This window comes from Bradyrhizobium sp. WU425, assembly GCF_021052305.1.
Classification (GTDB): domain Bacteria; phylum Pseudomonadota; class Alphaproteobacteria; order Rhizobiales; family Xanthobacteraceae; genus Bradyrhizobium; species Bradyrhizobium canariense_D.
The window spans coordinates 6758926-6783680 of record NZ_CP088089.1 but is presented as its reverse complement, the minus strand read 5'-3'; the positions used below and the strand labels follow the sequence as shown (position 1 = coordinate 6783680).

At 57.9% G+C, this 24755-nt stretch carries 19 protein-coding genes, 9 pseudogenes and 1 riboswitch; of the genes and pseudogenes, 11 read left to right on the top strand and 17 right to left on the bottom strand.

Annotated elements, in window-relative coordinates:
* Positions 1 to 54: 54 nt before the first annotated feature.
* The 4 genes from BcanWU425_RS32620 to BcanWU425_RS37850 all read right to left on the bottom strand — a co-directional run bounded on the left by BcanWU425_RS32620 (position 55) and on the right by BcanWU425_RS37850 (position 4427).
* Positions 55 to 1038, bottom strand: a complete 984-nt coding sequence (locus BcanWU425_RS32620; RefSeq protein ID WP_231189109.1) for an NAD(P)H-dependent flavin oxidoreductase — start codon at positions 1036 to 1038, stop codon at positions 55 to 57.
* A 1242-nt stretch (positions 1039 to 2280) separates the two neighbouring features.
* Positions 2281 to 2964: a hypothetical protein gene (locus BcanWU425_RS32615; protein ID WP_231189107.1), complete on the bottom strand. Its 684-nt coding sequence runs from the start codon at positions 2962 to 2964 to the stop codon at positions 2281 to 2283.
* Complete coding sequence (locus tag BcanWU425_RS32610; RefSeq protein WP_445818641.1) at positions 2961 to 3203, bottom strand: hypothetical protein; 243 nt, start codon at positions 3201 to 3203, stop codon at positions 2961 to 2963. The genes BcanWU425_RS32615 and BcanWU425_RS32610 overlap by 4 nt, the downstream gene beginning before the upstream one ends.
* 960 nt (positions 3204 to 4163) lie before the next feature.
* Positions 4164 to 4427, bottom strand: coding sequence for a hypothetical protein (locus BcanWU425_RS37850; RefSeq protein WP_445818640.1), 264 nt, complete (start codon positions 4425 to 4427; stop codon positions 4164 to 4166).
* Positions 4428 to 4476: 49 nt separating this feature from the next.
* On the opposite strand from BcanWU425_RS37850, the pseudogene BcanWU425_RS32600 reads away from it, so the two are divergent.
* Both BcanWU425_RS32600 and BcanWU425_RS37845 read left to right on the top strand, forming a co-directional pair.
* Positions 4477 to 5227: pseudogene (locus tag BcanWU425_RS32600) on the top strand (asparagine synthase-related protein).
* Positions 5167 to 5436 (top strand): asparagine synthase-related protein, encoded by a 270-nt coding sequence (locus tag BcanWU425_RS37845; RefSeq protein WP_445818639.1) that lies wholly within the window; start codon positions 5167 to 5169, stop codon positions 5434 to 5436. The pseudogene BcanWU425_RS32600 and the gene BcanWU425_RS37845 overlap by 61 nt, the downstream one beginning before the upstream one ends.
* A 187-nt stretch (positions 5437 to 5623) precedes the next feature.
* On the opposite strand, the pseudogene BcanWU425_RS37840 reads toward BcanWU425_RS37845, so the two are convergent.
* From BcanWU425_RS37840 to BcanWU425_RS37820, 9 genes and pseudogenes are all read right to left on the bottom strand, one after another.
* Positions 5624 to 5824, bottom strand: a pseudogene (locus BcanWU425_RS37840) (ABC transporter permease subunit); the annotation flags it as partial.
* 358 nt (positions 5825 to 6182) lie between these two features.
* Positions 6183 to 6536 (bottom strand): annotated as a pseudogene (locus BcanWU425_RS37835) (transposase); the annotation flags it as partial.
* 125 nt (positions 6537 to 6661) lie between these two features.
* Positions 6662 to 6769, bottom strand: a pseudogene (locus tag BcanWU425_RS37830) (hypothetical protein); the annotation flags it as partial.
* 723 nt (positions 6770 to 7492) lie between these two features.
* Positions 7493 to 7873: pseudogene (locus tag BcanWU425_RS37825) on the bottom strand (ABC transporter permease subunit); the annotation flags it as partial.
* A 122-nt stretch (positions 7874 to 7995) separates the two neighbouring features.
* Positions 7996 to 8445 carry a ParB N-terminal domain-containing protein gene (locus BcanWU425_RS32590; protein ID WP_231189105.1) on the bottom strand — a complete coding sequence of 150 codons (450 nt, stop codon included), beginning with the start codon at positions 8443 to 8445 and terminating at the stop codon, positions 7996 to 7998.
* A gap of 1111 nt (positions 8446 to 9556) precedes the next feature.
* On the bottom strand, positions 9557 to 9703 hold the full coding sequence (locus tag BcanWU425_RS32585) for a hypothetical protein (RefSeq protein ID WP_231189104.1): 147 nt from the start codon (positions 9701 to 9703) through the stop codon (positions 9557 to 9559).
* A 52-nt stretch (positions 9704 to 9755) separates the two neighbouring features.
* Positions 9756 to 10049 carry a hypothetical protein gene (locus BcanWU425_RS32580; protein ID WP_007590556.1) on the bottom strand — a complete coding sequence of 98 codons (294 nt, stop codon included), beginning with the start codon at positions 10047 to 10049 and terminating at the stop codon, positions 9756 to 9758.
* Positions 10049 to 11395, bottom strand: a pseudogene (gene tnpC / locus BcanWU425_RS32575) (IS66 family transposase); the annotation flags it as partial. The gene BcanWU425_RS32580 and the pseudogene tnpC (BcanWU425_RS32575), both read right to left, overlap by 1 nt.
* A gap of 7 nt (positions 11396 to 11402) precedes the next feature.
* On the bottom strand, positions 11403 to 11570 hold the full coding sequence (locus BcanWU425_RS37820) for a transposase (protein ID WP_445818638.1): 168 nt from the start codon (positions 11568 to 11570) through the stop codon (positions 11403 to 11405).
* A gap of 322 nt (positions 11571 to 11892) precedes the next feature.
* Between BcanWU425_RS37820 and tnpA the strand changes: the two genes are divergently transcribed.
* The 3 genes from tnpA (at position 11893) to tnpC (BcanWU425_RS32560) (ending at position 14330) form a co-directional block, all read left to right on the top strand.
* Positions 11893 to 12288, top strand: coding sequence for an IS66-like element accessory protein TnpA (tnpA, locus tag BcanWU425_RS32570; protein WP_231188495.1), 396 nt, complete (start codon positions 11893 to 11895; stop codon positions 12286 to 12288).
* Positions 12285 to 12632 carry an IS66 family insertion sequence element accessory protein TnpB gene (gene tnpB / locus BcanWU425_RS32565; RefSeq protein WP_231188497.1) on the top strand — a complete coding sequence of 116 codons (348 nt, stop codon included), beginning with the start codon at positions 12285 to 12287 and terminating at the stop codon, positions 12630 to 12632. Before tnpA ends, tnpB begins: the two co-directional genes overlap by 4 nt.
* 69 nt (positions 12633 to 12701) lie before the next feature.
* Positions 12702 to 14330, top strand: a complete 1629-nt coding sequence (gene tnpC / locus BcanWU425_RS32560) for an IS66 family transposase (RefSeq protein ID WP_231188500.1) — start codon at positions 12702 to 12704, stop codon at positions 14328 to 14330.
* 85 nt (positions 14331 to 14415) lie between these two features.
* Here the strand turns inward: tnpC (BcanWU425_RS32560) and BcanWU425_RS32555 are convergent, their stop codons facing one another.
* Positions 14416 to 14529: an FAD-dependent oxidoreductase gene (locus tag BcanWU425_RS32555; RefSeq protein ID WP_204513547.1), complete on the bottom strand. Its 114-nt coding sequence runs from the start codon at positions 14527 to 14529 to the stop codon at positions 14416 to 14418.
* A 134-nt stretch (positions 14530 to 14663) separates the two neighbouring features.
* A riboswitch (glycine riboswitch) is annotated at positions 14664 to 14763 on the bottom strand.
* Positions 14764 to 14816: 53 nt separating this feature from the next.
* Positions 14817 to 15992, bottom strand: a complete 1176-nt coding sequence (locus tag BcanWU425_RS32550) for a trans-sulfuration enzyme family protein (protein ID WP_231189101.1) — start codon at positions 15990 to 15992, stop codon at positions 14817 to 14819.
* A 794-nt stretch (positions 15993 to 16786) separates the two neighbouring features.
* On the opposite strand from BcanWU425_RS32550, the gene BcanWU425_RS32545 reads away from it, so the two are divergent.
* The 4 genes from BcanWU425_RS32545 (at position 16787) to BcanWU425_RS32530 (ending at position 20307) form a co-directional block, all read left to right on the top strand.
* Complete coding sequence (locus BcanWU425_RS32545) at positions 16787 to 17593, top strand: hypothetical protein (RefSeq protein ID WP_231189099.1); 807 nt, start codon at positions 16787 to 16789, stop codon at positions 17591 to 17593.
* Positions 17594 to 17671: 78 nt separating this feature from the next.
* Positions 17672 to 18067 (top strand): M24 family metallopeptidase, encoded by a 396-nt coding sequence (locus BcanWU425_RS32540; RefSeq protein ID WP_204513550.1) that lies wholly within the window; start codon positions 17672 to 17674, stop codon positions 18065 to 18067.
* A 12-nt stretch (positions 18068 to 18079) separates the two neighbouring features.
* Positions 18080 to 19093, top strand: a complete 1014-nt coding sequence (locus tag BcanWU425_RS32535) for a succinylglutamate desuccinylase/aspartoacylase family protein (RefSeq protein WP_204513551.1) — start codon at positions 18080 to 18082, stop codon at positions 19091 to 19093.
* 680 nt (positions 19094 to 19773) lie between these two features.
* A complete protein-coding gene (locus BcanWU425_RS32530) occupies positions 19774 to 20307 on the top strand; it encodes a UTRA domain-containing protein (RefSeq protein ID WP_231189096.1) in 534 nt (177 codons plus the stop codon).
* 682 nt (positions 20308 to 20989) lie between these two features.
* Here the strand turns inward: BcanWU425_RS32530 and BcanWU425_RS32520 are convergent.
* Positions 20990 to 21755: pseudogene (locus BcanWU425_RS32520) on the bottom strand (isocitrate lyase/phosphoenolpyruvate mutase family protein).
* 652 nt (positions 21756 to 22407) lie between these two features.
* Here BcanWU425_RS32520 and BcanWU425_RS32515 point away from each other — a divergent pair.
* A pseudogene (locus tag BcanWU425_RS32515) lies at positions 22408 to 22602 on the top strand (response regulator transcription factor); the annotation flags it as partial.
* A 610-nt stretch (positions 22603 to 23212) separates the two neighbouring features.
* Here BcanWU425_RS32515 and BcanWU425_RS32510 read toward each other — a convergent pair.
* A complete protein-coding gene (locus tag BcanWU425_RS32510; protein ID WP_231189095.1) occupies positions 23213 to 23443 on the bottom strand; it encodes a hypothetical protein in 231 nt (76 codons plus the stop codon).
* A 428-nt stretch (positions 23444 to 23871) separates the two neighbouring features.
* On the opposite strand from BcanWU425_RS32510, the pseudogene BcanWU425_RS32505 reads away from it, so the two are divergent.
* Positions 23872 to 24449 (top strand): annotated as a pseudogene (locus BcanWU425_RS32505) (shikimate kinase); the annotation flags it as partial.
* Positions 24450 to 24755 lie beyond the last annotated feature (306 nt).

The window sequence follows — 24755 nt, the reverse complement described above, 5'->3', positions numbered from 1 at the left end:
AACGCGCACGGCTCGCTCCACAGCATGATGACCGAAGTAGAGAGGCCGCATTATCTATCGTATTTGCGGAATCGCATCTAGTACAGCCTCGTTGTACTGTTCGGCGATCTCTCGTATCAGTTCAGCCGCGCTAACGATCGAGCTCACCCCAGAAACGGAGTGACCTGCACTCCAGATATCAACCCAGCGCCGTGGCCCTTCGCTCGAATCGTTCCCGCCATATATCTGCGCGGCACGTGGCTGGGAGATGGTTTCGTCGAGTTTAGAAGGGTCAAGACCTGCGGCTACGATCGACGGCCTTAGCATACTAACTTCTAATCCCGTAAAGGCTTTGGTCAAGACCACGTCGTCCAGCGTACTGGCGACTAACATTTCTCGGTAGGAAGGGCTTGCCATACTCTCTCGTGTTGCGATGAAGCGAGTCCCCATGTACCCGAGATCACAGCCAAGCAAACGTGCTGCCGCAAGGGCAATTCCATCGCTTATGCCACCCGCAAGGATAATAGGACCGTCGAACGCGGCACGAACGGCCCTCACGAACGCAAACGGATTCGCCCAGCCGGTATGGCCTCCGGCTCCCGCGGTAAGCAAAACCAAGCCGTCAGCACCGGCCCGGATCGCCTTTTCAGCATGGCGGAGCGACGGAACGGCGGCGAGCACCAAACAGCCGATTTCGTGCAAGGCGTCGGTCACCAAGCTGGGCGATCCCATGCTGGTTATCACAATTTCCACCTTGTGACGAATGAGACAGGCAAGATCATCCTTTATTCGCGGGTGTCGTACGATCAAGTTTGGACAATGGGGGGCTGCCGGCCGGTCTAGCTGAGCCTGATCATGGTCGATTCGAGTTAGCCAGTTATCGAGCTCCTCAACCGATCGAGCATTCACAGTGGGGAAGGCGCCGATCGCACCAGACCGGCAGACAGTGGTCACAAGCTCCATCCCCGACACGAAGAACATCGGCGCTGCCACAAGCGGTACCACAAGTCTGGATGCGATAGCCGCCGGTAATCGACTTCGCTGGACACGTGCATTCATAGGTAACTCTCCCTCCAAACTGAGCTGCGCATTGCAAATCGGGCCAACTCGATCCGATCCATTTTTGACGTCAGCGCATTTTCAATCTGCTTTGCAGTCGACGCAATGAGCGAGCGCTTTCCGCAGTGAATGCCCTTTTATTGCGCGAAGTGTGAACACTCACAACAACCGGGACCGTAGTTGAGCAAAGGCAGGTCGCCTGAATTCTCGGGATGGCTCACAAGCGTCGGAAGCATTGAAAAGAAAATACCTCTGGTGTTGCATTCTGAGCAGGCATCTCTGATTCAGCGGCGCTTGGTAGGAGCAATGGCATGCGCCTTTGTTCAGGACGACTATCGAAAGAGAGGAGTTGACTTGCCCCGGGGAACGCTGGTCGCGAGAGTGCAGTTCGCAAGATATGAAGTAGCAGTGTGCTCAGGTGATCGCCTGAAAGCCGCAATTGAGCCGTAGTATGAAGCTTGCTGTGCCCAATTGTTTTAACGCACCTCGCGCATTTAAACCGCAACAACAGTCAAATTAATCCATCGGAAGACTCTACACATCCTGCGGCGCGACGCCGTGGAATCGGCTGAAGCTTTCCAACACGAAGACTGACCGTTGCCCTTTCTCGATCCGTGCAAGTTCTCAGGCCGAAGCAAGACTATAGTGCCAAGCTCTCCTCAGAACCATGCTTGGCCTGCCGGGTCCACCTCCTGCGCGCCTCCTCTGAGCCAGAGAGCACCTTGAAGATCTCTCGCCACAAACGTTGCGGGTAGGTTGGTCGGCATGCCAACAGAACTCGCGAAACTTGCTGTGGACATTTCGAAGCTCGGGCGCCAGCCGTCTCGCAATCGCTCGGCGATGGCGGGTCGCCTCGTAGCCAACCGTGCTGCGGGATGGATCACATCCCTCTCTCCTTCTTACCTCGCCGTAGCTCATGGGATCGAGACCAGCGCGACCACTCACCAAAGTGGTTACGGTGAGACCGGTTGAGTTGCCTTGCTCATAAGGGCGACCACTACCGCGCCCTTCGCGGCATTGCGCCAGAGGCGCGGCTGCGGGGCATTGATTATTTAGCGCAGCAGGAGCCTGGGCACTAACGAATTTCGTTCTCGTTGAACGATAAACCCTACTATCTCGTTTACTATTCCACTCGCGGCCTGCATCCAACCGATCATGTCGCAGCGTTCCACTTGCGATAAGCGGCGTTTTGCGCGATCCGGTCAGCGAGAAGAGCGTCCAGTGATTGTCGCGGCGGCAGTGTCACCGCGTTTCTGTCTGAGCATTGACCGACCTCATTAGATCCTCGCCGGTTTTCCAAAAAAGCCAATCGTCGTCCACAATACCCTCTGCCACCAGACGTAGTATTGAACCACCCGGTTCACATTGGGATGCGTCGTAGACGCGCTTCTCGACGGACCACCGCCCGGCAAGATAGCAGGTAAAATCGGGAGCCCACATCGCAAGAGAAACGCCCCGCATGATTCCGGCCGTGATATTGACCATACCCTGTCCCCTAAAATCTTTGCGCACCCAAAGATCGCCGTGATAGGCAACCTTTCCAGTGATCTGCCGCGCAATTGGGGCTTTGCAAATACAACGATCACCGGGATGTGCATGCTTACTTGGCTGAGCGTAGAAAAATTTCAAGTTCTCAAGATGTTCGGCAAGATTGCTGTTCGATAGGTCATATAGTCTCGCAGCTTCGACGAGAACGACCTCCTTATTCTCGTTAGCGCCTACGACCCAATAACCGTCGCCGGGTCTAATGGGGGACCGATCGGGGCGAAAATTTGGGTATGTCCGCCCCTTTGTCGGGATGCCGCTCGTTATCGAGACGTACTCATCAAAATCGAACCCTATCGAAAGCTTGACGCCTTTCTGAATAGCGGCAGTGTCATACACTTGGAGGAAGCGCGAAATTTGAAGCGGATTGGGCCGTTTCATTTTGCACCTTGTCTTCCTGTTACCGCGAGCGGTAAAGCGGTGCTAGGATGGTTGTTGTGGCCGTAGTTCAGTGCTCCGGCACTAGAGAAGAAATCAATGACCTTTCGGCCATCTTCGGTTAGCATAATAGAGCCGCGAGCGCGGCTGAAAATGGCAGGAAACGAACGTGAGTAGCGAACATTGGACTCGAGGATTTCGAAACGTTCCATTTTGCGCGACTGGTCGAGTGCGTTAGCCATGGTTGCCTCCTCGGCAGCTGGTTCGACGAACAAGCACGTTATCTTCAGACGCAGCCGCCCTATAACGGGCGGCTCGTCACGGGCCACGTCTTTCCCGATGTGGGTCTCATCTCCGCTAGTTAGCTGAGAAGCCCGTCACGGCGAACCTACTAAGAGTGGTAGTACTCTTGCGTTTGCTTAAGATGGCGAGCACGATTCGGACCTGCGCCATATTGCGGAATAAACGAACCTACGCTAGGGCGTATCTTCGCGCTGGAGCGCCTTGTTGGCGAAGAAGGTGCCGGTTAACGTTGAATCTCAACCGGTGAGGGTCATGACCCATGGTGGCTTTCACAGCCGAGCCCGCGCGAACGCAAACAGCAGCCGAAACTATCTCTCCATTAGGCAGTCGCACCGCTCAGCTGGGAAGAGTAAGCTAGGCCTATTCACGCAGTCCGACCTCGGGGGCCTTAGAGAGCGCGGCCGTCAGTGGCTATTCGGTCCCCGCGCGCCGCTGTAAGGATGCGGCTTGAGCCACCATCCTTGCTGCGAGGCGGCAGCGTCTCAATCTCTGGTGACGGCGCGATCGCGCAGATCCCTTCACATGTCTCAATTGAAGCGCGGAGGGTGTACAGCCCTTGAGCTGACAGCTTTGCCTATTTCAGTGCCAGCTTAATTCTGAATAGTAAGCGTAGCTCTGCGGCCCTCTTGAGCGAGGGTTGACGTCTATTTGAGCCGCGTGGCGCGTTCCAGCGGCCGTGAGGAACCTTCGCTTGAAGTCTGTGTCCGCGCGGCGCCCATCCCCGCAGGGGCACCATATCGGTCCTGGTACATGCCTCGTCGATGAAGACCAGCCCCTCAGTTTCGACGCGATCTTGGTACTTTGTCCACTGCGCTCGCCGCCTCGCGACCTTGGGTCGATCGCGTTCGCCACCCGCCCACGCCTTTTTTGTAGCTGAGCTTCTCGGCATGCACGAAGTCTCAGACCGAGTGGTAATCGACCTTCAGGCCGCGACGGGCGAGCTCGGCAACGAGACCGCGGATGGTGAAATCGCGGTCCCTGATCCGCTGCGATAACCACACAGCGTGGTCTCCCGAAACCGCGTTCTTGTGACCGCCCATGTGGCCAGGCTCAACGCTGCCGGTCTCATCGACACGCTGCATCCAGCCGATGGCGGTGATGATCGCCGCCAAACTGCTTGGCCGCCTGGTTGCGGACATCCCGCCCTCGATCGCAGTGGCCAAACGTCCGCTCTAAGCTCGATCCGGTTGGATTATCAAGCCCTCTCCTACCGTGCCGTCTTCGGCGAGAGGACGCTGTTTGCAGATATTCGAAAGCGGCAGCCTGGCACCTTGGCTGAAAATCACAGCGCAATCGCACGAACATTCACGTTGGTGGGATCCTGTCTACCTCAATGAGAGTGATGATTGCAGTTCTCTCAAACGCTTGATTGGCAGCGCCGTGGAGGAACATTTGCTGCCGCACACTCCAGTCGCTGCGCTGCTTTCCGGAGGGCTCGATTCAAAGGCACTCGTCGCAAAAGTCGACACGCTTTACTGAAATCGTATGCAACGATGCATACGGCGAAAGCCCTTATGCTGTCGAGGTCGCGAAATCCCTCAAGCTCTCCCACGTCTTGGTCCAGCTGCCTGGGGCAATGAGCCTGGATGTCGCTAAGCGCTTTACAGCATTACGCGGTCATCCAATCGACATGCACAACGAAGCGGCGATGTATTTGCTTGCGCGAGCGGTCAGCCACTCTCACAAGGTTCTCCTTACCGGCGAAGGTGCCGACGAGATATTCCTTGGACATAGCCGGATCTTCAGATTGCCCTTTGACCTTCATCGACTAGCGTTGCTGGCCGCTTTGCCAGATGTCATTGGCCGCCCGGCGCGGCGTTATGTCGGCTTTCCCAAGTTCAAACCGAACGAGTTCGAGTTCTTTCTCGCGCGCTACACCTACTTTCCTCAAGCGAGAAGTTGGTGCTGGCCACGTCAGCATGGAGAAAGGGAATCGTTCATGATGCAGGCCCGATCGATTTGATGATCAATGCCTACCATTCAGGCGGCGCCACTCCGGTCGAGCGCAAAATGCTATTCCTTGTACGGCGTCATCTACCGGCGCTGCTCGAGATGGTGGACAACACCACAATGGCAGCGGGGGTGGAGTCTCGCGTTCCCTTCGCAGACCACCCAATGGAAGTTCCTCTTCTGCTGGTACAGAGGGATGTTCCTGATCATTTGAGTTGTTGAGCGTTCGACGTCCGGACGCGACATGACGTCTCCTCAGATGGCTGTGGAAGAAGCTGGGCGAGGTCCCGTCCGGGGTAGGGACGCGCTGATTGTCATGAGGGCGATCGCTGTCCCCGATGACGAACCCTGGCGCGAGGGCGATCCACCAGGTGGTCAGCAAATAGTCACTGCCGAATCCCGCTATATTGCCCAAGCTGGACGGGGGCGGTTGTATCCCCATTCCCAGAAAGCTCAGGGTGCTTTCCAGGAGAACCGTCTCGGTGAGCCCAAGCGTCGTGCCGACCACGATGGTCGGTGCACAGGCTGGGAGAATATGCCTTGCGTAGATATGAACCCGCGAAGCGTTATAGGTCCGGGCCGCCGTTACATGGAGCCGATTGCGGGCCATCAAAGCAAGGCCTCTCGCGATGCGGGCTTGGCGTTCTCAGCCGTGCACGCCCACAAGACAGACGAAGGGTCCCAGCGAATTGCCAAATATCGTTATGACAAGAAGTGCGGTCATCATGAACGGCACAGCAGCCTGCACATCGACAATGCCATGACTCTCTCGTCGATCATGAAATGGACCCGCGGAACGGGATCAATTGAGCCGGTTTGTTAGTTGCAAACTGACCGCCCCTGATCACTTTCTATCACTCTGCCAGAGACTCTGTCTGCTGCTGTTGCTGTGGCATGTGGTCAACGCGTCAGCGTTGTCCACATGCCACAGCCTTCGCGGTGCGCATCCGTTCGCGCCAGAGCGCCATCGGCGCGCGATAGCCGAGCGCCTGATGAAGGCGGCGATCGTTGTAGAAGGCGATCCAGTTTGCGATCCCTGCTTTGGCCTCGCGGCCGTCGGCATAGCCCTCGACATAGATATTCTCATGATTAAGCGACCGCCACAGCCGGTCGATGAAGACGTTGTCCATCCAGCGGCCGTGGCCATCCATCGAGATCTTGATCCCTGCGCCCGCCAGCGCGCCGGTGAAGGCCGTGCTGGTGAACTGGCTGCCCTGGGCCGGTGTTGAAAATCTCCGACGTGCCGTACTTCGCCAGCGCCTCTCCAAAACCGCCACGCAGAACGAGACGTCCATCGTGTTCGACAGCCGCCACGCCAGAATCGCATGGTCAATTGCCCGATCTTGGCGTGCAGCTTTTCGATCTCGCGTTCGCGCGTTTCCTCGCTCTCCCGCCCGACACCCGCGTCAAAGGCCCGCGCCGCCTGTTCCAGAAGTTGTTTCTTCCACGCATAGATTTGGTTCGGGTGCACCTCACAGCGCTGAGCCAGCTCGGTCACCGTCGCCTGCTCCCGCGCCGCATCCAGCGCAATCTTCGCCTTCAGTGCCCCGTCCATTTTCCGTCTCGTCTTCTTCGTCATCATGCCCTCCGTCTATCAAACGGAGCGGCCCTTTTCCAACTTAGCCTCTGGTCCCCAAACCGGGATCCATTTCAATCAGTCCGCCAAGCTCGGCCGCGAGGAAGCCCAACGAAACGCCCAGCAGGGTACTGATGAAGGTCCCGCCCACCGCAACGAGCATGCTGATCTGGATCGAATATATCAAGCGAGCCAGGTCGTCCCGACCGAGCTCGTCAATGCCCAACAAATGGTCCAGCTACCGCCGAAGAATGGTGGCGGCCAAAGCCGTGCATCCAAGGAGATCTGTGCTGGAGGATAGGCGGAGATCACCTGTGCGGCAATCAACACACATCCGACAATCCATATCGCGGCACCATGGAGTCCCATTTGGGCTGCTTACGAGAGCGGCGTTGGGCTTTCGAAGAACGAAAGATGTTCCAAGTCCATTCATACGCCCAGGCAATGCTCATCTATGTCTCTGAGGAGTTCGAGCGCGGACCGAGCCAGGTGTAACCGAGATCGACGGCCAGGTTGGTGATGATCATCGCAGTGCCAGCAAGCAGGACAATTGCCTGCACCACTGGAACATCCCTGTTTGCGACTGAAGTGAGGAAGAGGTTTGTATACCCGGCCATGAGAAGACCGTCTCGACCACGGTAAGGCGGTTACCGTTCGGCCGATGAAGAGGCCAAGAATCGTCAGGATCGGAGCCGCCGCATTGGGCAATACGTGGTGGATCAACATCCGCCAGAACGGAATGCCGCGCGTAAGCGCAGCCGACACATGCCGGCTGTCCAGCGCTTCGCGAACGGCGACATGGGTGTAGCGGGCAAGCACGGCGGAGCTTGCGGGCGCTATGGTGACTGCCGGCAGAACCAGGCTGCGCCAGCTCTCCGCACCGCCGGAGGGGAACCAATTGAGGTGAATTAACAACACCAGCATCAGCACGATGCCCAGGCAGAAGCTGGGAAAGCACAGTCCCACGCCGGTTCCGATCGTGCACACACGGCCGATGAGGCTCGACGGAAGGACCGCGGCAGCTATTCCTACCGCAACGCCCGTCACCCTATATTGCGGCCTTCTGGTTTGGGGCACTAGCATTGCGGCAGCGCGGCCACCTTACAGTAAACTATCCAACAAGCAGCTATTTGCCGATCAGCCAGCGCGAACTTCGCTCGATGGGCGATGTAGCTCCACTAAATTCTCAAGCAACAAAGGGCCAATCATTTCAATCCGTTTTGAGCCACCAGCTGTTTCAGTGATTGTCGTCTCAACTCATCGAGGTTCACCGAGCAAGATGGCAGTGGGACATGTAGCCGGTGTCGTGTTGTCTTGTATTTCATCAGATCACCTGAAAGGCCGGCTTTGATAATACGCGCCGCATCAACAGGTGCCCCATCGGCCCAATAGGTTACTTCCAAATTGGGGTCGTCGTAGGAAAGCAGGACGCATGGAACGACGGCCAAACAGAGTCCGATCGCACAGAAGCAGCGATGGTGACCGTCCATGATCACAGAATGGCTGCGTTCAACTAAGATCGGCTCCGTCCACCTGCCCTCTTCCTTGATTGCCTTTGCCAGCAGCCTAGCTCGTTCAATGTCAATTTCTTCGGTGGGTCTCAGCCGCGTGACTTGCAGTTTGATTATGGAGTAGTTCGATCCAGCGTCATTCATTTAAGTAATCGCATCCCATCTTCGCTCCGCCACGGGGCGCTTGGATAAACACAAGCGATCTGCGAAAGAGCTCTGACGAGAATATGAGCAGGTATCGTGCCAAGGTAAGCAATTTTGAGGGCACTGATCGCAAGGCGCTGCGCCTTATATGTGATCGGAGGCCTGAAAATTACTGTCCGGCAATTTGCGTCTTCGAAACTCATATTATCGTAGTTCGGCCGCACTGTGGAGGCGAACATCCGGGTCAATAAGCAGCGCTTTGCGACTTTTGGTAATGCATTTTAGCGCGCCGGGGATGCACGTGAGTACGAACAAAGACTGGCGCGTTCGGCCCGGCACAGGTTGTCGGAAATCTTACGCATCGATTGTCTTTATTCTAACATCGACACGCCTGACCAGCATCGTATTGGATGGCGATGATTTCATAGAACGCTCTGTATCGCTCCCTCGAGAACGCAACCTCGAGCCATCTTGGTCCGTGCCTGTTACTGTTTTGCATAGTCGAGCCACTGACGTTCTAATTTCGGACCTCTGCCGTGAGCCTGTCGGTGCGACAATTGCGTCAAGTCCACAATCTGGAACAGCGAACCTGGCCAGGTGCGCGATGGTAGCGTGTTGTGGATCGGGTCGGGCGGGCGCTCAAGAACCGCGAGCGAATGGGTCTGAGCGACGGCTCGATCGCGCAAATCTCCTCAGCCGTCACCGCTCGGCGCTCGAGGCCACCCCTAGCCAGCAGTGCGGAAACCCGAGCTGCCGGGTCGAACTTGGTCTTGCTGTGACGGAAGTGCAGGATTCTTCTTTTCTCTCACACTCGACCGTGATCTCTTCATCCTGCGCCATCCGCATCGGATGAGTTCGCGCCCTTCGCGTGCTGTTGCGATTGTGTTCTCTTCGTATTTCGGGATGGACGTAGCGAATTGCGCCATCCACGACATCTTGTGCCAAGACGGTGTCGGATTGACGAGAAGCAAGGCTCCCGCCGTGAACATCAACTTGATGTCCTTCAGTACCGTGGACCAGCTGTTCCAGACCTCGGCGTTCGAGGCAGAGAGCCGGCCACCGTTGGTGAAGGGAGTTTCCACCGCAGCGCAGGCGTCATGGCCGCATAAAGCTATTGCGATAGCGGTCCAGCCTCCGGTCCGATCCTGGCCAGATCGAAACCGAGCGAACCAAAGCCGTGCAAGATTCCGCGCAGGCTGTTCTCAACGTCCAGCAGCTTGCTCTGCACCAGCTTGCGCGCCGTCAGCAGGGCTCGCACTTCCGTAACCCTACGCGGTAGGCCGCAGCGCGCTGATCTTTCCAGTTAACCGTTAGAGCTCGTCGGACTCCTCGGTTTTCGGCTTCATCGTCGCAGCGAGCACTTGGCGGCGTTTTTCGATGATGCTAGGGTCCTCTTTGTGGATTGCGATCAGCTCTTTGAGGTTCTCGATCCCCTCATCGGTGAACGCCATCACCCCATCTTCACCGACGCCCACGACCCATAGCTGGCCATCCTCGGGGTCCATTTCTTCGGCGACCTCGAACAGCCATTCCTCGTCTTCTCCAAGCATCTCGGCGACATGGCCGAGGGTAAACACGTGGCTGACTTTGTTGACGGGCCCCATCAAGCCGCCTGCGCCGCGAGGCCTTGCTGTTGCGCAATCTTCCAGTTCCAGGGCAGCAGCTCATCGAGCCTGTGGGCGGGGTGGATGGCGATGCGAGCGAGTACATCGGCAAGCCAGACCTGAGGATCGACGTCGTTCATCTTCGCAGAGACGATGAGGCTATACATGGCGGCGGCACGACGCCCTCCGCGGTCGGACCCGCAGAATAACCAAGACTTTCTGCCCAATGCGATGCCGCGCAGCGCTCTTTCGGCGGCGTTGTTCGAGAGACAGACGCGGCCATCGTCGAGGAAGCGTGTGAAGGAGCCCCAGCGCTTGAACATGTAGTTCATGGCCTTGGCCAGATCGTGACCGCGGGAGAGCTTGGCGCACTGCTCACGCATATAGGCTTCCAGATCGGCAACCAACGGAGCGCTCTGCGCCTGGCGGACAGCCTCTCGGTGGTCGGCGCCTTGGCCATTGATCGTGCGCTCGATTCCGAAGAGGGCGTCGATGCGACGCACGATCTCGATCGCAATCGGCGAGAGGGCGATCTCCTTCTTGCCAGCAGCCTTACGTCGCGCGTTTTCCTCAAGATCCGCCATGGCGAAGAACGGGCGCCGGGCATGCACCCAACAGGCCGCCTCCCTGATAGGCCCAGGACTTCGCGGGGGCTCGTAGAGTTTGGTGTATCCGCCGAAGGCGTCGGCCTGCAGGATACCGCTATAGTTGGCCAGATGCGCCTGCGGATGCTCGCCCCTTCGATCGCGCGAGTAATAGAACATTGCCGCCGGCGGATCTGAGCCGCCGAAGGGGCGGTCGTCCTTTACATAGACCCAGCATCGAGCGACATCGCACTTGCCCAAGGCCAGCACGGGCACGGTGGTGTCGTCGCCGTGGAGGCGTTCGGATGCCATGACGTGGGCTTCCAACAGACGCAACAGCGGCTCCAATACCGTGCAGCACGCTCCGACGGCGTCGGCTGCGGTCGACAGACTGATCGGCACGCCTTCCAACGCGTAACGCTCGGTTTGCCGGTTCAGAGGCTGATGCTGGCCGAACTTCTCATAGAGCAGCATGGCCAGCAGGCTCGGCCCCGCCCACCCTCGCGGGATCACATGGAATGGCGCCGGTGCCTGGCTGATCTTCTCGCAGTCGCGGCAAGAGAACTTCTCGCGCACCGTCTCGATTACCTTCCACTGACGCGGCACCGATTCCAGCGTTCGGGTCACATCTTCGCCGAGCTTGCGCAAGCGATTGCCGCCGCAGCATTCGCACGCCGTCGGCGGATCGATCACCACCCGCTCGCGCGGAAGGTGGTCTGGGAACGTGTTGCGCTCAGCGCGCTTGCGCGTAAATCCGTCAACCGTCTCGTCAACGCTGACACGCTTGCCGCCACCGAAGCTTCGGTCCCGCCGAAACGACACTCGCCAGGCGCGCCCGCCGCCGCCACGTGAACACCAAACTCGTCGAAATGCCGTGCCGCCGCGCGATCTCCGTCACAACCGCGCCGGGCGCCAGCGTCTCTTCGATGATCCGCATCTTATCGTCGCGAGACCAGCGACGACGACGCTCAACCCCGCCCAGGACCTCTACCCGCATCTACCGACCTTAAGGCTAGCCTTAAAGCTAGATCCTCGTCGGATACCTGCAACTCAACAAGGCGGCCCACCCCGGAGGAATACGCACTTCCTGCGCGTCGATAACTTGCAGTGCACCGGCCGTAATCAGGCTAGCCGCATCAGCTGCGCGATGTTGCGCGCGTCGTTGCGGTCCGACTTCACCGGCGTCGTGTCGAAGGCATCGTTTCCCTCCGGTGAGGGCCGCCTTGTTGGGTTAGTCCAATTGGTGCGTAACAGTCCTTATGGACAGCCATAAGCGCAGTACTCAGCTTGAACGGCTTGAGGTGGTCGAGACTGGTCGTCGTCGGCGCTGGTCGGATGACGAGAAGCTGCGGATCGTGAGCGAGAGCTTTGAAGAGCCGCGTGCTATATCGTCGACGGCACGGCGCCATGGCATATCACGTTCGTTGCTGATGACATGGCGTCGCGCGTTCGGGCCCGAGCCGATCAGCCCTCAAAGCGAACAATCTGGCTTTGCGCGGGTCATCCTGGCCGCTGAGGTCGAGCCGGCGGTTGCTGCCACACCGCCGAGTGGGCAGATGGTGATCGTAGTCGGCAGGGATCGTCGAGTGATTGTCGACGCCAGCGTCGATGCGGCGGCGCTGGCGCGGGTGCTGCAGGTTCTGGAGCTTCGATGATACCGATCTCTTCGAACGCCCGGATCTGGATTGCGACCGGCCACACCGACATGCGCAAGGGCATGCAGGGTTTGTCATTATTGGTGCAGGAAAGCCTTGGTCGTGATCCGTTCGCCGGAGATGTCTTCGTGTTCCGCGGACGCGGCGGTTCGCTGATCAAGGCCTTGTGGCACGATGGAGTTGGACTGTCGCTCTACGCGAAGCGGTTGGACCGTGGCCGTTTTGTCTGGCCGGCGACGGTTGGCGGTGTGGTGGGGCTGAGCGCGGCGCAGATGAGTTATCTGCTGGAGGCGATCGACTGGCGCAATCCGCAGCACACGTGGCGGCCACAGAGCGCAGGATAGGCTCAAAAAGTTCTGAGGTGCGGAAGAAAAGAGGCCTCAAATCGCCTCTTTTGTGATTCCATCGGGGCCATGGGTGACGACCTTGAATCGCTGCCAGACGACGTCGAAACGCTGCAAGCGGCATTGATCGTTGCACGGGCGGAGGCTGCGGCCGCCCGTGCCCGGCAGTCCGACGACCAGGCGTTGATCGCCCATCTGAAGCTGCAAATCGAGAAACTTAACCGCGACCGCCATGGTCCGCGCTCGGAGCGTACCGCGCGGCTATTGGATCAGCTTGAACTGACGTTGGAGGAGCTGGAGAGTTCGGCGACGGAGGACGAACTCACCGCCGAAATGGCCGCGGCCAAAACCACGAAGGTGGCGTCGTTCACGCGCAAGCGGCCGTCACGCCAGCCGTTCCCGGAGCATCTGCCTCGCGAGCGGGTGATAGTGCCGGGACCTGTGGCGTGCGCCTGCTGTGGCGGCGCGCGGCTGTCCAAGCTCGGCGAGGACATCACCGAGACGCTGGAGGTGATCCCGAAATCCTGGAAAGTGATCCAGCACGTCCGCGAGAAGTTTACTTGCCGTGATTGCGAGAAGATCAGCCAGGCTCCGGCGCCGTTCCATGTGCTTGCCCGCGGCTGGGCGGGGCCAAGCCTGCTGGCGATGGTGCTGTTCGAGAAGTTTGGTCAACATCAGCCGCTGAACCGGCAAGCGGAGCGCTATGCCAAGGAGGGTGTGCCGATCAGTCTGTCGACCCTGGCCGACCAGGTCGGCGGCTGCACCGCGGCGCTGGCACCCTTGTTCAAGCGCCTCGAGGCCTATGTGCTGAGCGCCGAGCGATTGCACGGGGACGACACCACGGTCCCGGTCCTGGCCAAAGGCAAGACCGACACCGGCCGGATCTGGGTCTATGTGCGCGACGACAAGCCCTTTGGAGGGCCGGCCCCGCCGGGGGCGGTGTTCTATTACTCGCGCGATCGGGCCGGCGAGCATCCCCAGGCTCACTTGGCCAACTACAGCGGAATCTTCCAGGCCGATGCCTATGGGGGCTATGGCAGGCTTTACGAACCGGGCCGCAACGCAGGTCCGATCCTGGAAGCCGCGTGCTGGGTCCATGCCCGGCGGCCGTTCTTCGTGATGGCTGATCTGGCCGAGAATGCGCGTCGCAAGGCTCAGGGCAAGAAGCCGGCAGTGATCTCGCCGCTGGCGCTGGAAACAGTCCGCCGGATAGACGCCCTGTTCGAGATCGAGCGAGGCATCAACGGCGAGACGCCCGAACGGCGCCGGGTCGTCCGCCAGGAACTGAGCGCGCCGCTGATCGCCGATTTAGAAGCCTGGATGCGCGAGCAACGCGCCAAGCTCTCACGTCGCAACGACATCGCCAAAGCAATGGACTACATGCTCAAGCGCTGGACCGCGTTCACACGCTTCCTCGACGACGGCCGCATCTGCATGTCCAACAATGCGGCGGAGCGTGGCGTGCGCGGCATCGCTTTAGGTCGCAAGTCGTGGTTGTTCTGCGGCTCGGATCGCGGCGGCGAGCGGGCGGCGGTGATGTACAGCCTAATCGTCACCGCCAAGATGAACGATGTCGATCCGCAAGCCTGGCTCGCCGACGTTCTGGCGCGCATCGCAGAGCATCCCGTCCAAAGGCTCGACGAACTGCTGCCATGGAATTGGCGCTCTGCTATCCGGAACGTTGATCAAGCCGCCTGAGCCGAAAATGACCCGCGCGCGGTCTTCGCCGGATGCTTACAAGGCATCGCTCACATGCGCGTCTCCAAAAGCTCGACTGCAAGGGCTAGCGGCCGAAGACTGTCGCCCGGCAGCCACGCCTGGCGAGGTGATAGGCCGTTGTGATGCCGGTAATTCCAGCGCCGATTACGGAAACGCAAGATGTATCGGGTGTGGTCATAGGTGTTACTTCCCGCCCACGGCGGGTGATTTGCCCCCCTCTGTCATTGGCCTATGGGCTTCATCGCACCCACTCACTAGGGCTACGACTTTCACCATCGGCGCAGAACTGCCGTCCTGCTTTTCAGAGCTAAACCCCGAAAAGCGGTACTTTTGTCTAAGCGTTTCCGGGGCGATTGCTCCGTCGGCGCCGTTTCAGCCTTGAAGCAGAAACGAACTCTCCCGCTGTTCCTGAGATTGCCCCGTCGATATCTCGAACGTTAAGCGTGGGTTACGTGCAGTTGCACATCAGCCCAAGAGAACATCCGACATTCTTTCAAGATCGCGCCAAAGTTCTTCAGCGCTTTCCAGACCAAGGCTCAGTCGGATATAGCTTCGGTGCAATTCCGAGGGCATTGCCTGCCGCTCGCCTGCGACAGTCATGGGGGCGACAATGCTTCGCGTTCCTCCCCAAGAAGCACCGATGACAAACGTCCTCAACTGGTCGAGAGCACGGTCAACTTTGCCGACATCGACGCCCTGCAGTAGAAGACTAAAAACACCGGAGCAGCCCGCGAAGTCACGCTGCCATAAGGCATGCCCAGAGAACGAAGGAAGAGATGGATGCAAGACCTTAAGACCTGACCTTTCCAAGCGATGCGCGAATAGCTCGCCAAGTGCGCCCGCGTGCCTTATCCGAAGAGCCATCGTTTGGATGCCCCGTAACGCCTGCGAGCAATCATCGGGGGATGTGCCCACCCCCAGAGCGCCCAAAGTGCTCCGAAAACGCGCATACAGATCAAGATCATCAAGAATGATCGCACCGAGAAGGAGGTCGGAGTGACCACCTGCATATTTAGTAAGCGCCTCGGCCACGATATCCACGCCCAGGCTTAGAGGTCTACACAGCAAACCAGTCGCCCATGTATTGTCGCATCCCAGAAGCGCGCCAGATCTTCTGCACCTCGCTGCGATGGCCGGGATATCGCAGATTTCCATCGTGGTTGAGCCCGGCGACTCAACCCAAACTAGCTTGGTTGCGCCAGGTCGGAACTTGGCGTCGAGGTCGGCGAGACGAGTCGGATCAAAGTACTCTGTATCGACTCCAAAGGACTGAAGGATTGTCCGCGCGAATAGCTTCACCGGAGGATAGACATTGTCGGCGATCAACAAGTGCTCGCCATGGTTCACCAGGCCGAGCATAACGGATGTTATCGCGCACTGCCCCGACGGCACGATGATAGATCGGCTTGCGGAATGAATTGCCGCCAGCTGGTTCTCCAACGTCCGGGTTGTTGGAGTTCCAGAGAGGCCATAGGTATAGCCATCCGGCGACCGTGTCGCACGCGCGCGATAGGCCGCTGCGTTTGGGAAAACAATCGTTGAAGCTCGATAAAGCGGTACCGAGAGACTAGCAAACCCTTCGAGCGACGCGGGGGGCGGAGCGACGCACAGCGTTTCGTTGTTGTTCGAGCTGATGTCCATGGGGCCTAATATCAAGCGCTTCTGCTTTTCTGCGCGGACCTATCGCGATACGTACCACCCGAAGAGGGCCGGCCGGCATCGTATGAACTGCCCGCGAGCGGCAGGTCTGGAGGGCTATTTGGGTAGTCTAACGATAGTCGATTCCGCAAAGCTATTTCGCTGTAGCAGGCGTTGCATCACGCTCAGGGAAGTCGTAGCTCATGATCGTTCTTGCGACAAAGCCTTCACGATTTTTCTGAGCGAGGCATTGATCTCGATCAAGTCGCGGAGTTATTTGTCCTCAGGTCGAAACTCAAAGGACGGACGCGTTGCGTTGATGTGAGCCAGCGCTTCGTCAAGTCCAGAGAACGCATCCTTCAATAGATCAACCGAAGCGAAGTTGCACCATTTCCCGGTGTCGAGATTCGAGACAGCGCCACGCCAGGTAAGGTAAGCATGCCACGCGCTTCATGTGACAGAGTCTGAGCGTTATCCATCACGATCATGCCTATGTGCGCTTTTGTGCCAATGCCTCCATCGCCTTCATATGATGCTTTTGACCTCCGCCGGGGCGCATCTGCGTCCTTGGTTGCAACCATTGGGTCCCTTTTTAGAATCTTCTGCAGCGCTAGAACGATTGGTAGGCGCTTGCGTCGGGCAGATTCGCTGCGCCACTTCGGGCGAGTATATCTGGTATGTCGGCTCTGAGGAAGCCGGCTGACATAGCAGTATATCGCGTATGATGTTAGCCGCCGCAGCTTCAAACCTTGGCAGAACCGCCCTCATACCGGCCAGTCGCCTGCGAAGTCGACCTCATGCAAATGAAATTAAGCGATGGAGAACAACATGGCATTGCCTCCACCTGCCTGGGTGAAGCGGAGGTCATTGCCCGCCTGTGCGCCAACATAGCAGATGCAAATGTCGATGCCGTGATTCTGACCTCATGGCAGAATTGTGATTATTACTCCGGGTTCAGAACGCTATTCTGGACTCTGGATACCAGGCCGCTGTTAGCGATTGCGCGACGTGATCGCGCCAGGATTGCAATAATCATTAGCAGCTCGGAAGAGCGCAATGCGCAAGCATGGCCGAACCGCCATGTTCAGCCCATGTATCATCATGGCTACACCGAAGTCGCAGTATCCGCCGCAGGCGAGTTTCTGAATGATCTCTCGGCCGGTGCTGCTGTTCGATTTGACTATGGACCCGACATGTTTGGGCGCGGATCGATCGCACTGATCGATTACTTGAGGGCGGCGCAGCGCAAGTGTAGGCTATCGCACCAGGCCGACCTCATCTGGCAGCAGCGGCTCGTCAAAAGTCAGCACGAGCTGGCCACCAAACGTCAGGCCCGTCGCATAGCAACGGCAAGCTTTTTTGCTGGTTTGGCCGATCTGCGCCTCGACATGGATGAATATGAGTTCGGCCAATTGCTCAAGCAGCGAATGATCGCGCTGGGGGCCGATAGCGTCGACCGGCTTCCAGTTCGCTTTGATCCCGCAGGAAAGAGTTACGAACAACCGAACTACAACGTTCCATTGGCTCCCGGCAACTTCATCTGGGTAGGCGCACGCCGTGCTGATCAGATCAGTGATCTGGATCGGGTCGCGAAAGATCAGTAAGGCAACGCCAGAGCAGGAAGACCTGACGGGTTCGTGAGAGGCGTGACAATTCGATTAGCAGAGAAGGTAAGGCCTGGGATGACCGGCGCCATGGTCTATCGTCCCTTTGAGGAACTCTGGTCGGAGCGCAACCAGTCTCGCCTGACGGCGGCGCGTCGTGTTGGCCACGGCTCAGGTAACGCGTTAACGGAACTGCCATCATTGATGGCCGGCTCGAACGAGATCATTCTGGAAGACATGGTCCTGCATCTTGAACGCAAGCTTGAGATGACGGGCGGCGTGTATCAGACCGAAGAAGTCTTTCGAGCTACCGAAAGTCGTCCTGAATTTCTGAGCGAGATCGCGCCCGAGCGATTGCCCAGTCGATCTGTAAAATCTATATCAAGCGCGCATGGTCCCGCCCTAGTCGTCGACCTGCAAGCGAAGAAAATTTCGTTGCGTGAGCCGAGCGATGACAGCCAGATCGCTTACTGAACAGGGTTAACAATGAAAAGCCGCGTGTGGAGCAAGATCGATTTTTCGGCAACTGGAATGCAGGCGGACTATGCCCGCGTCCCATATTCGTCCGACATATCCGCCTACGGCTGGATACCTGTTCCCATACTCTGTTTCAACGGCGGTAGCGGACCAACCGCTCTATTGACAGCAGGAACGCACGGCGACGAGTACGAGGGCCAAATCGCGCTACGCAATCTCGCACGGGAGTTGTCTTCAAGCGCAAATCTGCGCGGTCGAATCATTATCCTTCCTGCTCTGAATTGGCCTGCCGTTAGCGCTGGTCGCCGGAATTCTCCACTCGACGGCGGTAACCTCAATCGTGAGTTTCCGGGCCACGCAAATGGTGGGCCAACCGCAATGATCGCCCACTATGTGACGTCAGAACTTTTTCCTCTGGCGGATGTGGTCCTTGATCTTCACTCCGGAGGCCGGTCGCTGGACTATTTGCCGGTCGCGCTCGCCCGGTCCGGCCGGAACGACGCTGAGGCTGCCGCGATTTTGCGGCTTCTGAAAAGCTTTGACGCACCATTTGGGGCGATTACCCATGGCGCGGGTGCAGGTGCCGGGTCAACTCTCTACGCCGCTGCTGAGCAACACGGAATTCCTGCTCTGACGACTGAGCTGGGTTTCGGGGCCACTCTCTCACAACGTGGGCTGCGGATCGCTGAGCGTGGCCTGAGACGGGTTCTGCACGATTATGAAATTCTTCCGGCTATGGACCGCATCGAGCCCAGCTCGTCCGTGATTCTCAAATATCAAAGCCCGCACAACTCCATCTACGCGCCTTGCGACGGCCTGTTCGAGCCATTTGCCAAACCGGCCGATGAAGTCAAGGCGAACCAGCCGGCGGGACGGGTCTATCCATTAGGTGATGTTGCTGCCGAACCGGCCGAACTGAAGTTTCCTGCCTCTGGTGTCGTTGCTTACCGACGCTTTCCGACTTTGGCTCACACGGGTGATGCGCTTTTTGGTCTAATGTCGTTGATGGAGGATGTCGCTTGATACTCGCGCTCGGTGGCCATGCCACGCTGTCCTCCAGCGAACTCCCTATCATGCGCTTCAACGGAGCATGATCCGCCAGAGTTCAAGGCCGGTTCCGAAGTCAGGCTGGGACCAAAAACGGAAAGCGGTGACCATCATTTCATACATCTCAAAGCCAAGCAAGATTTCGTCTTTGTATCCTGGAGATTGCTACTAAGGCCCAATTCCAGCTGCCGTAACGCAATTCAATGCAGCACGTTGACAGAAAATGCCAAGCATAAGGTATGCCATCGCCCTGGGCTACGTGTTCGCAATCAAGGCACCTCGCTGACGATCGAGATTGCTAGGGACAGTTCCACTAGCCGCAATCGGAATGCGAATACGTTCGGCCAGAGGGAGATCGGAACGAAATGTCGACAGCACCTTCTCGTCTCCGTCCCAGCTCATCGCTTCACATCACGGTAGGCAAGGAGATTCTGAAGCGCATCTCCAATGAGACTTATCAGCCGGATGCTCCAATTCCGTCCACTGCTATGCTTGGAGAGGAATTCGGAGTCAGCTCATCACGATTAAACGGGCGCTTCGCGACCTCCAAGCTGCTGGCGTGACCCATCTCTGTTGCGGAGAAGGGCACAACGTCAAGAAGCAGGCCAGAATTCTGCGCACGCTAGATTTACGGCTCCCTCCTTTGAGGGACGACAATGAAATTGCTTTCAGAGAGAATTTCAGACCCGGTTATGCTTACCTTCCGCCCGCCGAGGGAAGCGATGCTGTGCGTCCGCAAGACGATATTTATCGACGATATGCCGTTCTTGTATGACTCGACCTATCTGTCTACAGATGTGGACGGTGAGATCGTAGACGAGTTTGCTGAGCAATTTGTCGCTCAAGCGCTGCGCCGTCACAGCATTCTTGTGACAAATACTGATCTTATCATTGATGCCGCTCCCGCCACCGGTCAGTTCGAAGAACTATTCGGAGTCCCAACTGGATATCCCATTCTTCGACGGTGTTACAAGTTCAGTACGGATACTGCAGATGATCGGTCTATGGTCTTCTCCAGGCGCCATTCGAGCGTCTTTCCTGTTCTGTCAATTTTCCAGCGCGTGGACGCGCCTCGCGCGCAGCGGGACCGCGCGTCAATGCTTCACGGCCTCGTTCCTAGCACGCCCAAGCACTCGATGAAAATCTGTACTTTGTTAAGCTCGCGCACAATGGCAAAACGCGATGCGTGAGCTGCGGCAGCACATCTAACCACACAGCTCATGCGCGTCAATTCTTCCACAAGGTACCCATCCGGTGAAGCTTTCAATTACTCACAAATTCTCCTCCAACAATGGCGCCCGGCGCGATATCGGTGAGGCGTGACGGCCCGCGCCACATGACGGTATTGACAGGCCGCGGTTCGCTGGCGCGGGGGAGATAACCGCCAGCGGGGCGATCTTGATAGATCCCGTTATGTAGCGCGTTGTGCAGGATGGCAGTGCCATGGATTTGGGCTAGCGGTTTCGAGTTTAGATCCGTAAGCGGTCGCAGTCGAGAGCCAACTGGCAGCGGCGAGAATGAGAGCATGCTTGGGAGCTTTCAGAGGCATTTCATTCGCCTTCTTCATCCCGCGTTCGCCTCGCAAGCATCGTGAACGCCTCTGTTCAGTGCTAAGTGCCGAGTCTTGTCCGACCATCCCAGAAATTTTGAGGGGTAGGTGTGAATGGCGAGCAACGCATACACCTGAATCAGCCGCCGTGTGAGCTTCCTTCAGCGTCAGGGGCAGATGTTTATCGATGTTCCGGAGCTGTCCCCGGATGTTAGGTCGCGGGCCTTGCTGGCTGATACTGGAGCGACACCGACGAGAGGCTTAGGGGCGCATCGGCCGGTTTTGAAGAAAGGAACTTTAGGTGCCAACCCTGCTGACATGGACTAACTGGGCTGCAGATATTGTTTTTCGGCCGCGGCGAATTCGTCATACCCCAGAAGCTCGAACAATGCGCTGAGCGGTGCGATATGGGATTCAATGCCCGCAATGCCCTCCTGCGCTGCGATACTGTCGCAGACGCGCCGCATTGCAGCTGCCGCAGCTCGCAATGAGTGATTGGCCCAGACGACCGTGGAGATTCCCGCCTCACGAGAGGTCGAGGCGTTCAATAGTATGTCGTCGGAACAATCACAACAGGTAGCCGGTTCCGCCACTCGCTGACAAACGAAGCATCTCGTCCGCGGTACTCTTTCGCGAATGAATCAAGATTGCGTCGGCATCGGCATGAGCACGCAAGACGGCTTCGTTCAATCCATGGCCGGCGATCAGCGCTTCGATCCTAACCACGAGAACAAGGTTTTCAGCGACCGTATCCTTCACAGCCCGCAGACGACCGGAGAATTCGTCGACATTAGCCAGCGTATGCCGCTCTCCAATGAGCGAGTTCATCTTGGAAAGCAGCTGTCCTCGAGCGAGCCACCCTGACGGAGTTTGCGTGCCAAGAGGCGCTCATTGTTGAAATTACCGAACCCCCCGTCGCCGTCAACGAGCCACAGGTAGCTCGGTCGAATCCACTATTCGTTCGACGCTCTCGACGAGCTGGGTCCATGAAGCTTCATTGGCATCGCGATAGCCGAGCGAGCTAGCAATCGACAAACCAGATCCTGACCGGTGAGCGATTGTGGCGGCCAGGCCGTCATGCGCTTCCATCAGAAACGAGAGCTCGCCATTCGAGCAGACCTGGCACGAAGCATTTCGACAGGCGACGGCCGAGTGCACTGATGACCTGCGTTGGGCCGGGCGGATTGTGGTTGGTGCTTCATAAGAAGTCCTGGAGGCCGAGCTTCGGTTGGCGCAAGCCCACTGCTCATACCGTTTTGTTGTGATGCCGATCAATGACCAGCGTTGGTAGTTGATTGGACGTGAAAGCTTGCATTATCGCCATAGGGTGGCGCCGAACAGCGGGGCTGTTGTGGTGGGTGGATCGGAGCCGACACGTTGGAAGGAAAGCTTTAGTGCAAATGAAGGATCTCGGCTCGCGAGCCGGGTGCTACGGCCTTCACACAGCATTCACCCTTTGCGGGAGGAACGCTTGACCAAAGGGTGATGTCTAGCTCACGCAGATGTTCAGCAAATATCGACCTGCTACGGTTGTCTCAAATACTGCAGTTGCGTTTTCGACATATGTCGCAATCCCGTCCATAGGGCTGCAGTTGGATTGCAGTCTCCGGAGAAGTGAACCGGCAATCTCCCAAGATCTTGTCCTGCCGCGAGAGTTTGCGGTGCCACTGACTGGTATGGCATTTGCTGATCTCGATCCACGTCCTCTCGGCTTCAGGAGAAACTCATGGCGGATGTGCAAGAGGTTGCGCTGTCGGAACGGGAAAAACAGTGCTTGCTATGGGTCGAGGAGGGGAAGTCATCCTGGGCCATCGGAGTCATCCTGAAAGTAAGCGAGAACACCGTCAACTTTCATGTCAAAAATGCAATGCGAAAGCTGGAAACGACCAGCCGTACGCAGTGCGTCGTCAAGGCACGGCGTCTGCGTCTTATTTAAAGTAACGGCCGCGCTTCCGTTCCCGCTGACGCAGATCTGTCGAAATGTAAGGGGCGACTGTGGGTTGCTCCGGCGAAATGCGCAGCGAATTGCGCGCCCGCAGCTAGCTTAATGAACTACCTTTTCGCGGACCACCAATGCGAAGATTGCGATGATCTAGCGGCTCAAATCATAAGCTGAATATGTTTGCGGCGGACGCCGCGAATCTGAGTGTTTCTGAGTATCGCTGCGAACGAGATGGCGCTACGCCCGCGAACGCATTCCACCTCAAGATAGCCCGATGCAGATGAAACTGACTAGTTCTTTAACTTGTGCGCTATGCTTGCGTAATGAAATGTGTGCCAGATGGAACAGTCGATGGTGCGTCCTTCTCTCATCTTGGGTCGTCGCAGTCGAATCAGGACGGCTGATGTTCAGGTTTATAACGATGTGGCGCTCATCGAGCGGAAGCACGATTGGCTGATTGCCGACGATAGAACCTGCAGCGGGAAGCCTGTGGGCTGCCTAATTGAAGGTTGAAGTGAGCACACTCAATAACATCGATTAGCGAGTGCCCGGCTCCGACGGGTCAGCGGATGCAGAAGGCGGTCAATCCTTCGTGTTCCGCAGTTCACGGGCTGGGAATATCGAGCTCGATCTCACGCGCCACTTCGATGATGTTCTCTGGTTGGCGTCCGTTCTTGAAGAGAGCGTATTTCAGAGCTTCGGCGCGGTTGATAAAAAGCCCGCCAAACGCGCCCCGTTTTTCGCGGGCAATCCAGTTACCAGCCCGATTTTTGCCGACAAAAACAATGGGCGGAGCGCAGTCACTTGAACGGGTATCGAGGACCTGAATCACCATGCCCCTTCGCTGGGTGACAGCTCACATTCATGTGGAACAACCCATAGCGGAGCTGCTCCGGCTCAAGCGACTGTCGACTTGTCTTGCTACTCACACCGCAGCACTCGAAACCAGCATCAGCGACTTCAAAGTTCGGCTATTGGCCGCCAATCGGCTGTGGCCGTGGTTGGGCGGCAAGTATTCATCGACCTGGAAGGAATAGCTCAAACGGGAACGGAGTTCTACTATCAGTTCTGAGAAGAGGAAAGGGGGTCCGCGAGGTGCGCTGTCCGAGCGCGCCGAGAGCGAAAAGTATCCTGTGGGCGCTGTTGATTTAGGGGGCAGACGATTCGGTCGATGGCTTCGTTACGCCCATCCAGCGATCCTGCTCGGGCAGAACGCGGGACCGGTTGTCAGCGTGCCCGCTAATCGCCCGACCGCATTGCGTGGCTGAACGGACCATTGATGCGCTGGACTCATTCATGACGCATGATGCGGCGAGGATCCGGGCTCAACATCCTGCATCCGTCTTCGACGTGCGTCAGGTTCTGCAAACCATGGATCACGAGCCCAGGCCGCCGCAGGGTGAGGCAGCTACCAGTCGTTGACATGCAGGGGCGGCGAGTGGCAACGGAGCCGGAGACGCGATATTCGATTTCTCATCGACTGACCTCGGGGGTCTTGCCCGTAGTCGCGGTGCAACTCCCGGCAAAGCCGAGCGCGTTCATGTTGGCGCGTACGCTTGCCGTCGAAGGTGTGCCATATCGCATGGATCTGTCCGGCGGAAGCAAGTTAAAAGCGCCAAAGCCAACTCTGTCGCAAATCGCAGCGACCGGTCCGGGCGAGCCTGGGCCCTATAACTCCCGGGGGAAAGCCCCTGGCGATACCTTATTCCGAAACCGCTCCCGGCACCGCGTTCGAGCAGCTATCCCGCGCCTGGGCCCCGCTCAAAGAGGCATATTATTACACTCAGCGCAGAGCGTTCGCGGCGCCACCTGCACTCAGTGATCTCAGCCCTCACGACTACGTTTTCGTAGTGCTGCCCCATGCGGCCCGCCAGCGTGCGTAATCCACGGAGGGCCAAATAGATATCATCTGGCCCACCAATCTCCCCGAAGTGAAGTGATCTGCGGCGCAAGCGTCATCATTGGCGCGTAGCCCGACCCCTCGAGCCCGTGCTGCTGCCCGCTCAAGGATGGGCGCGCATGCAACTGGTCAAGACATGCACGCTGGATGTTCCTCTTGCCCTCAATCTGGCTGCCCAATCGCGCGGGAAACTCAATTATGCGCCACGATTCCCCTATTCTGCGGACGCGCTCTTTACGGGTTAGTC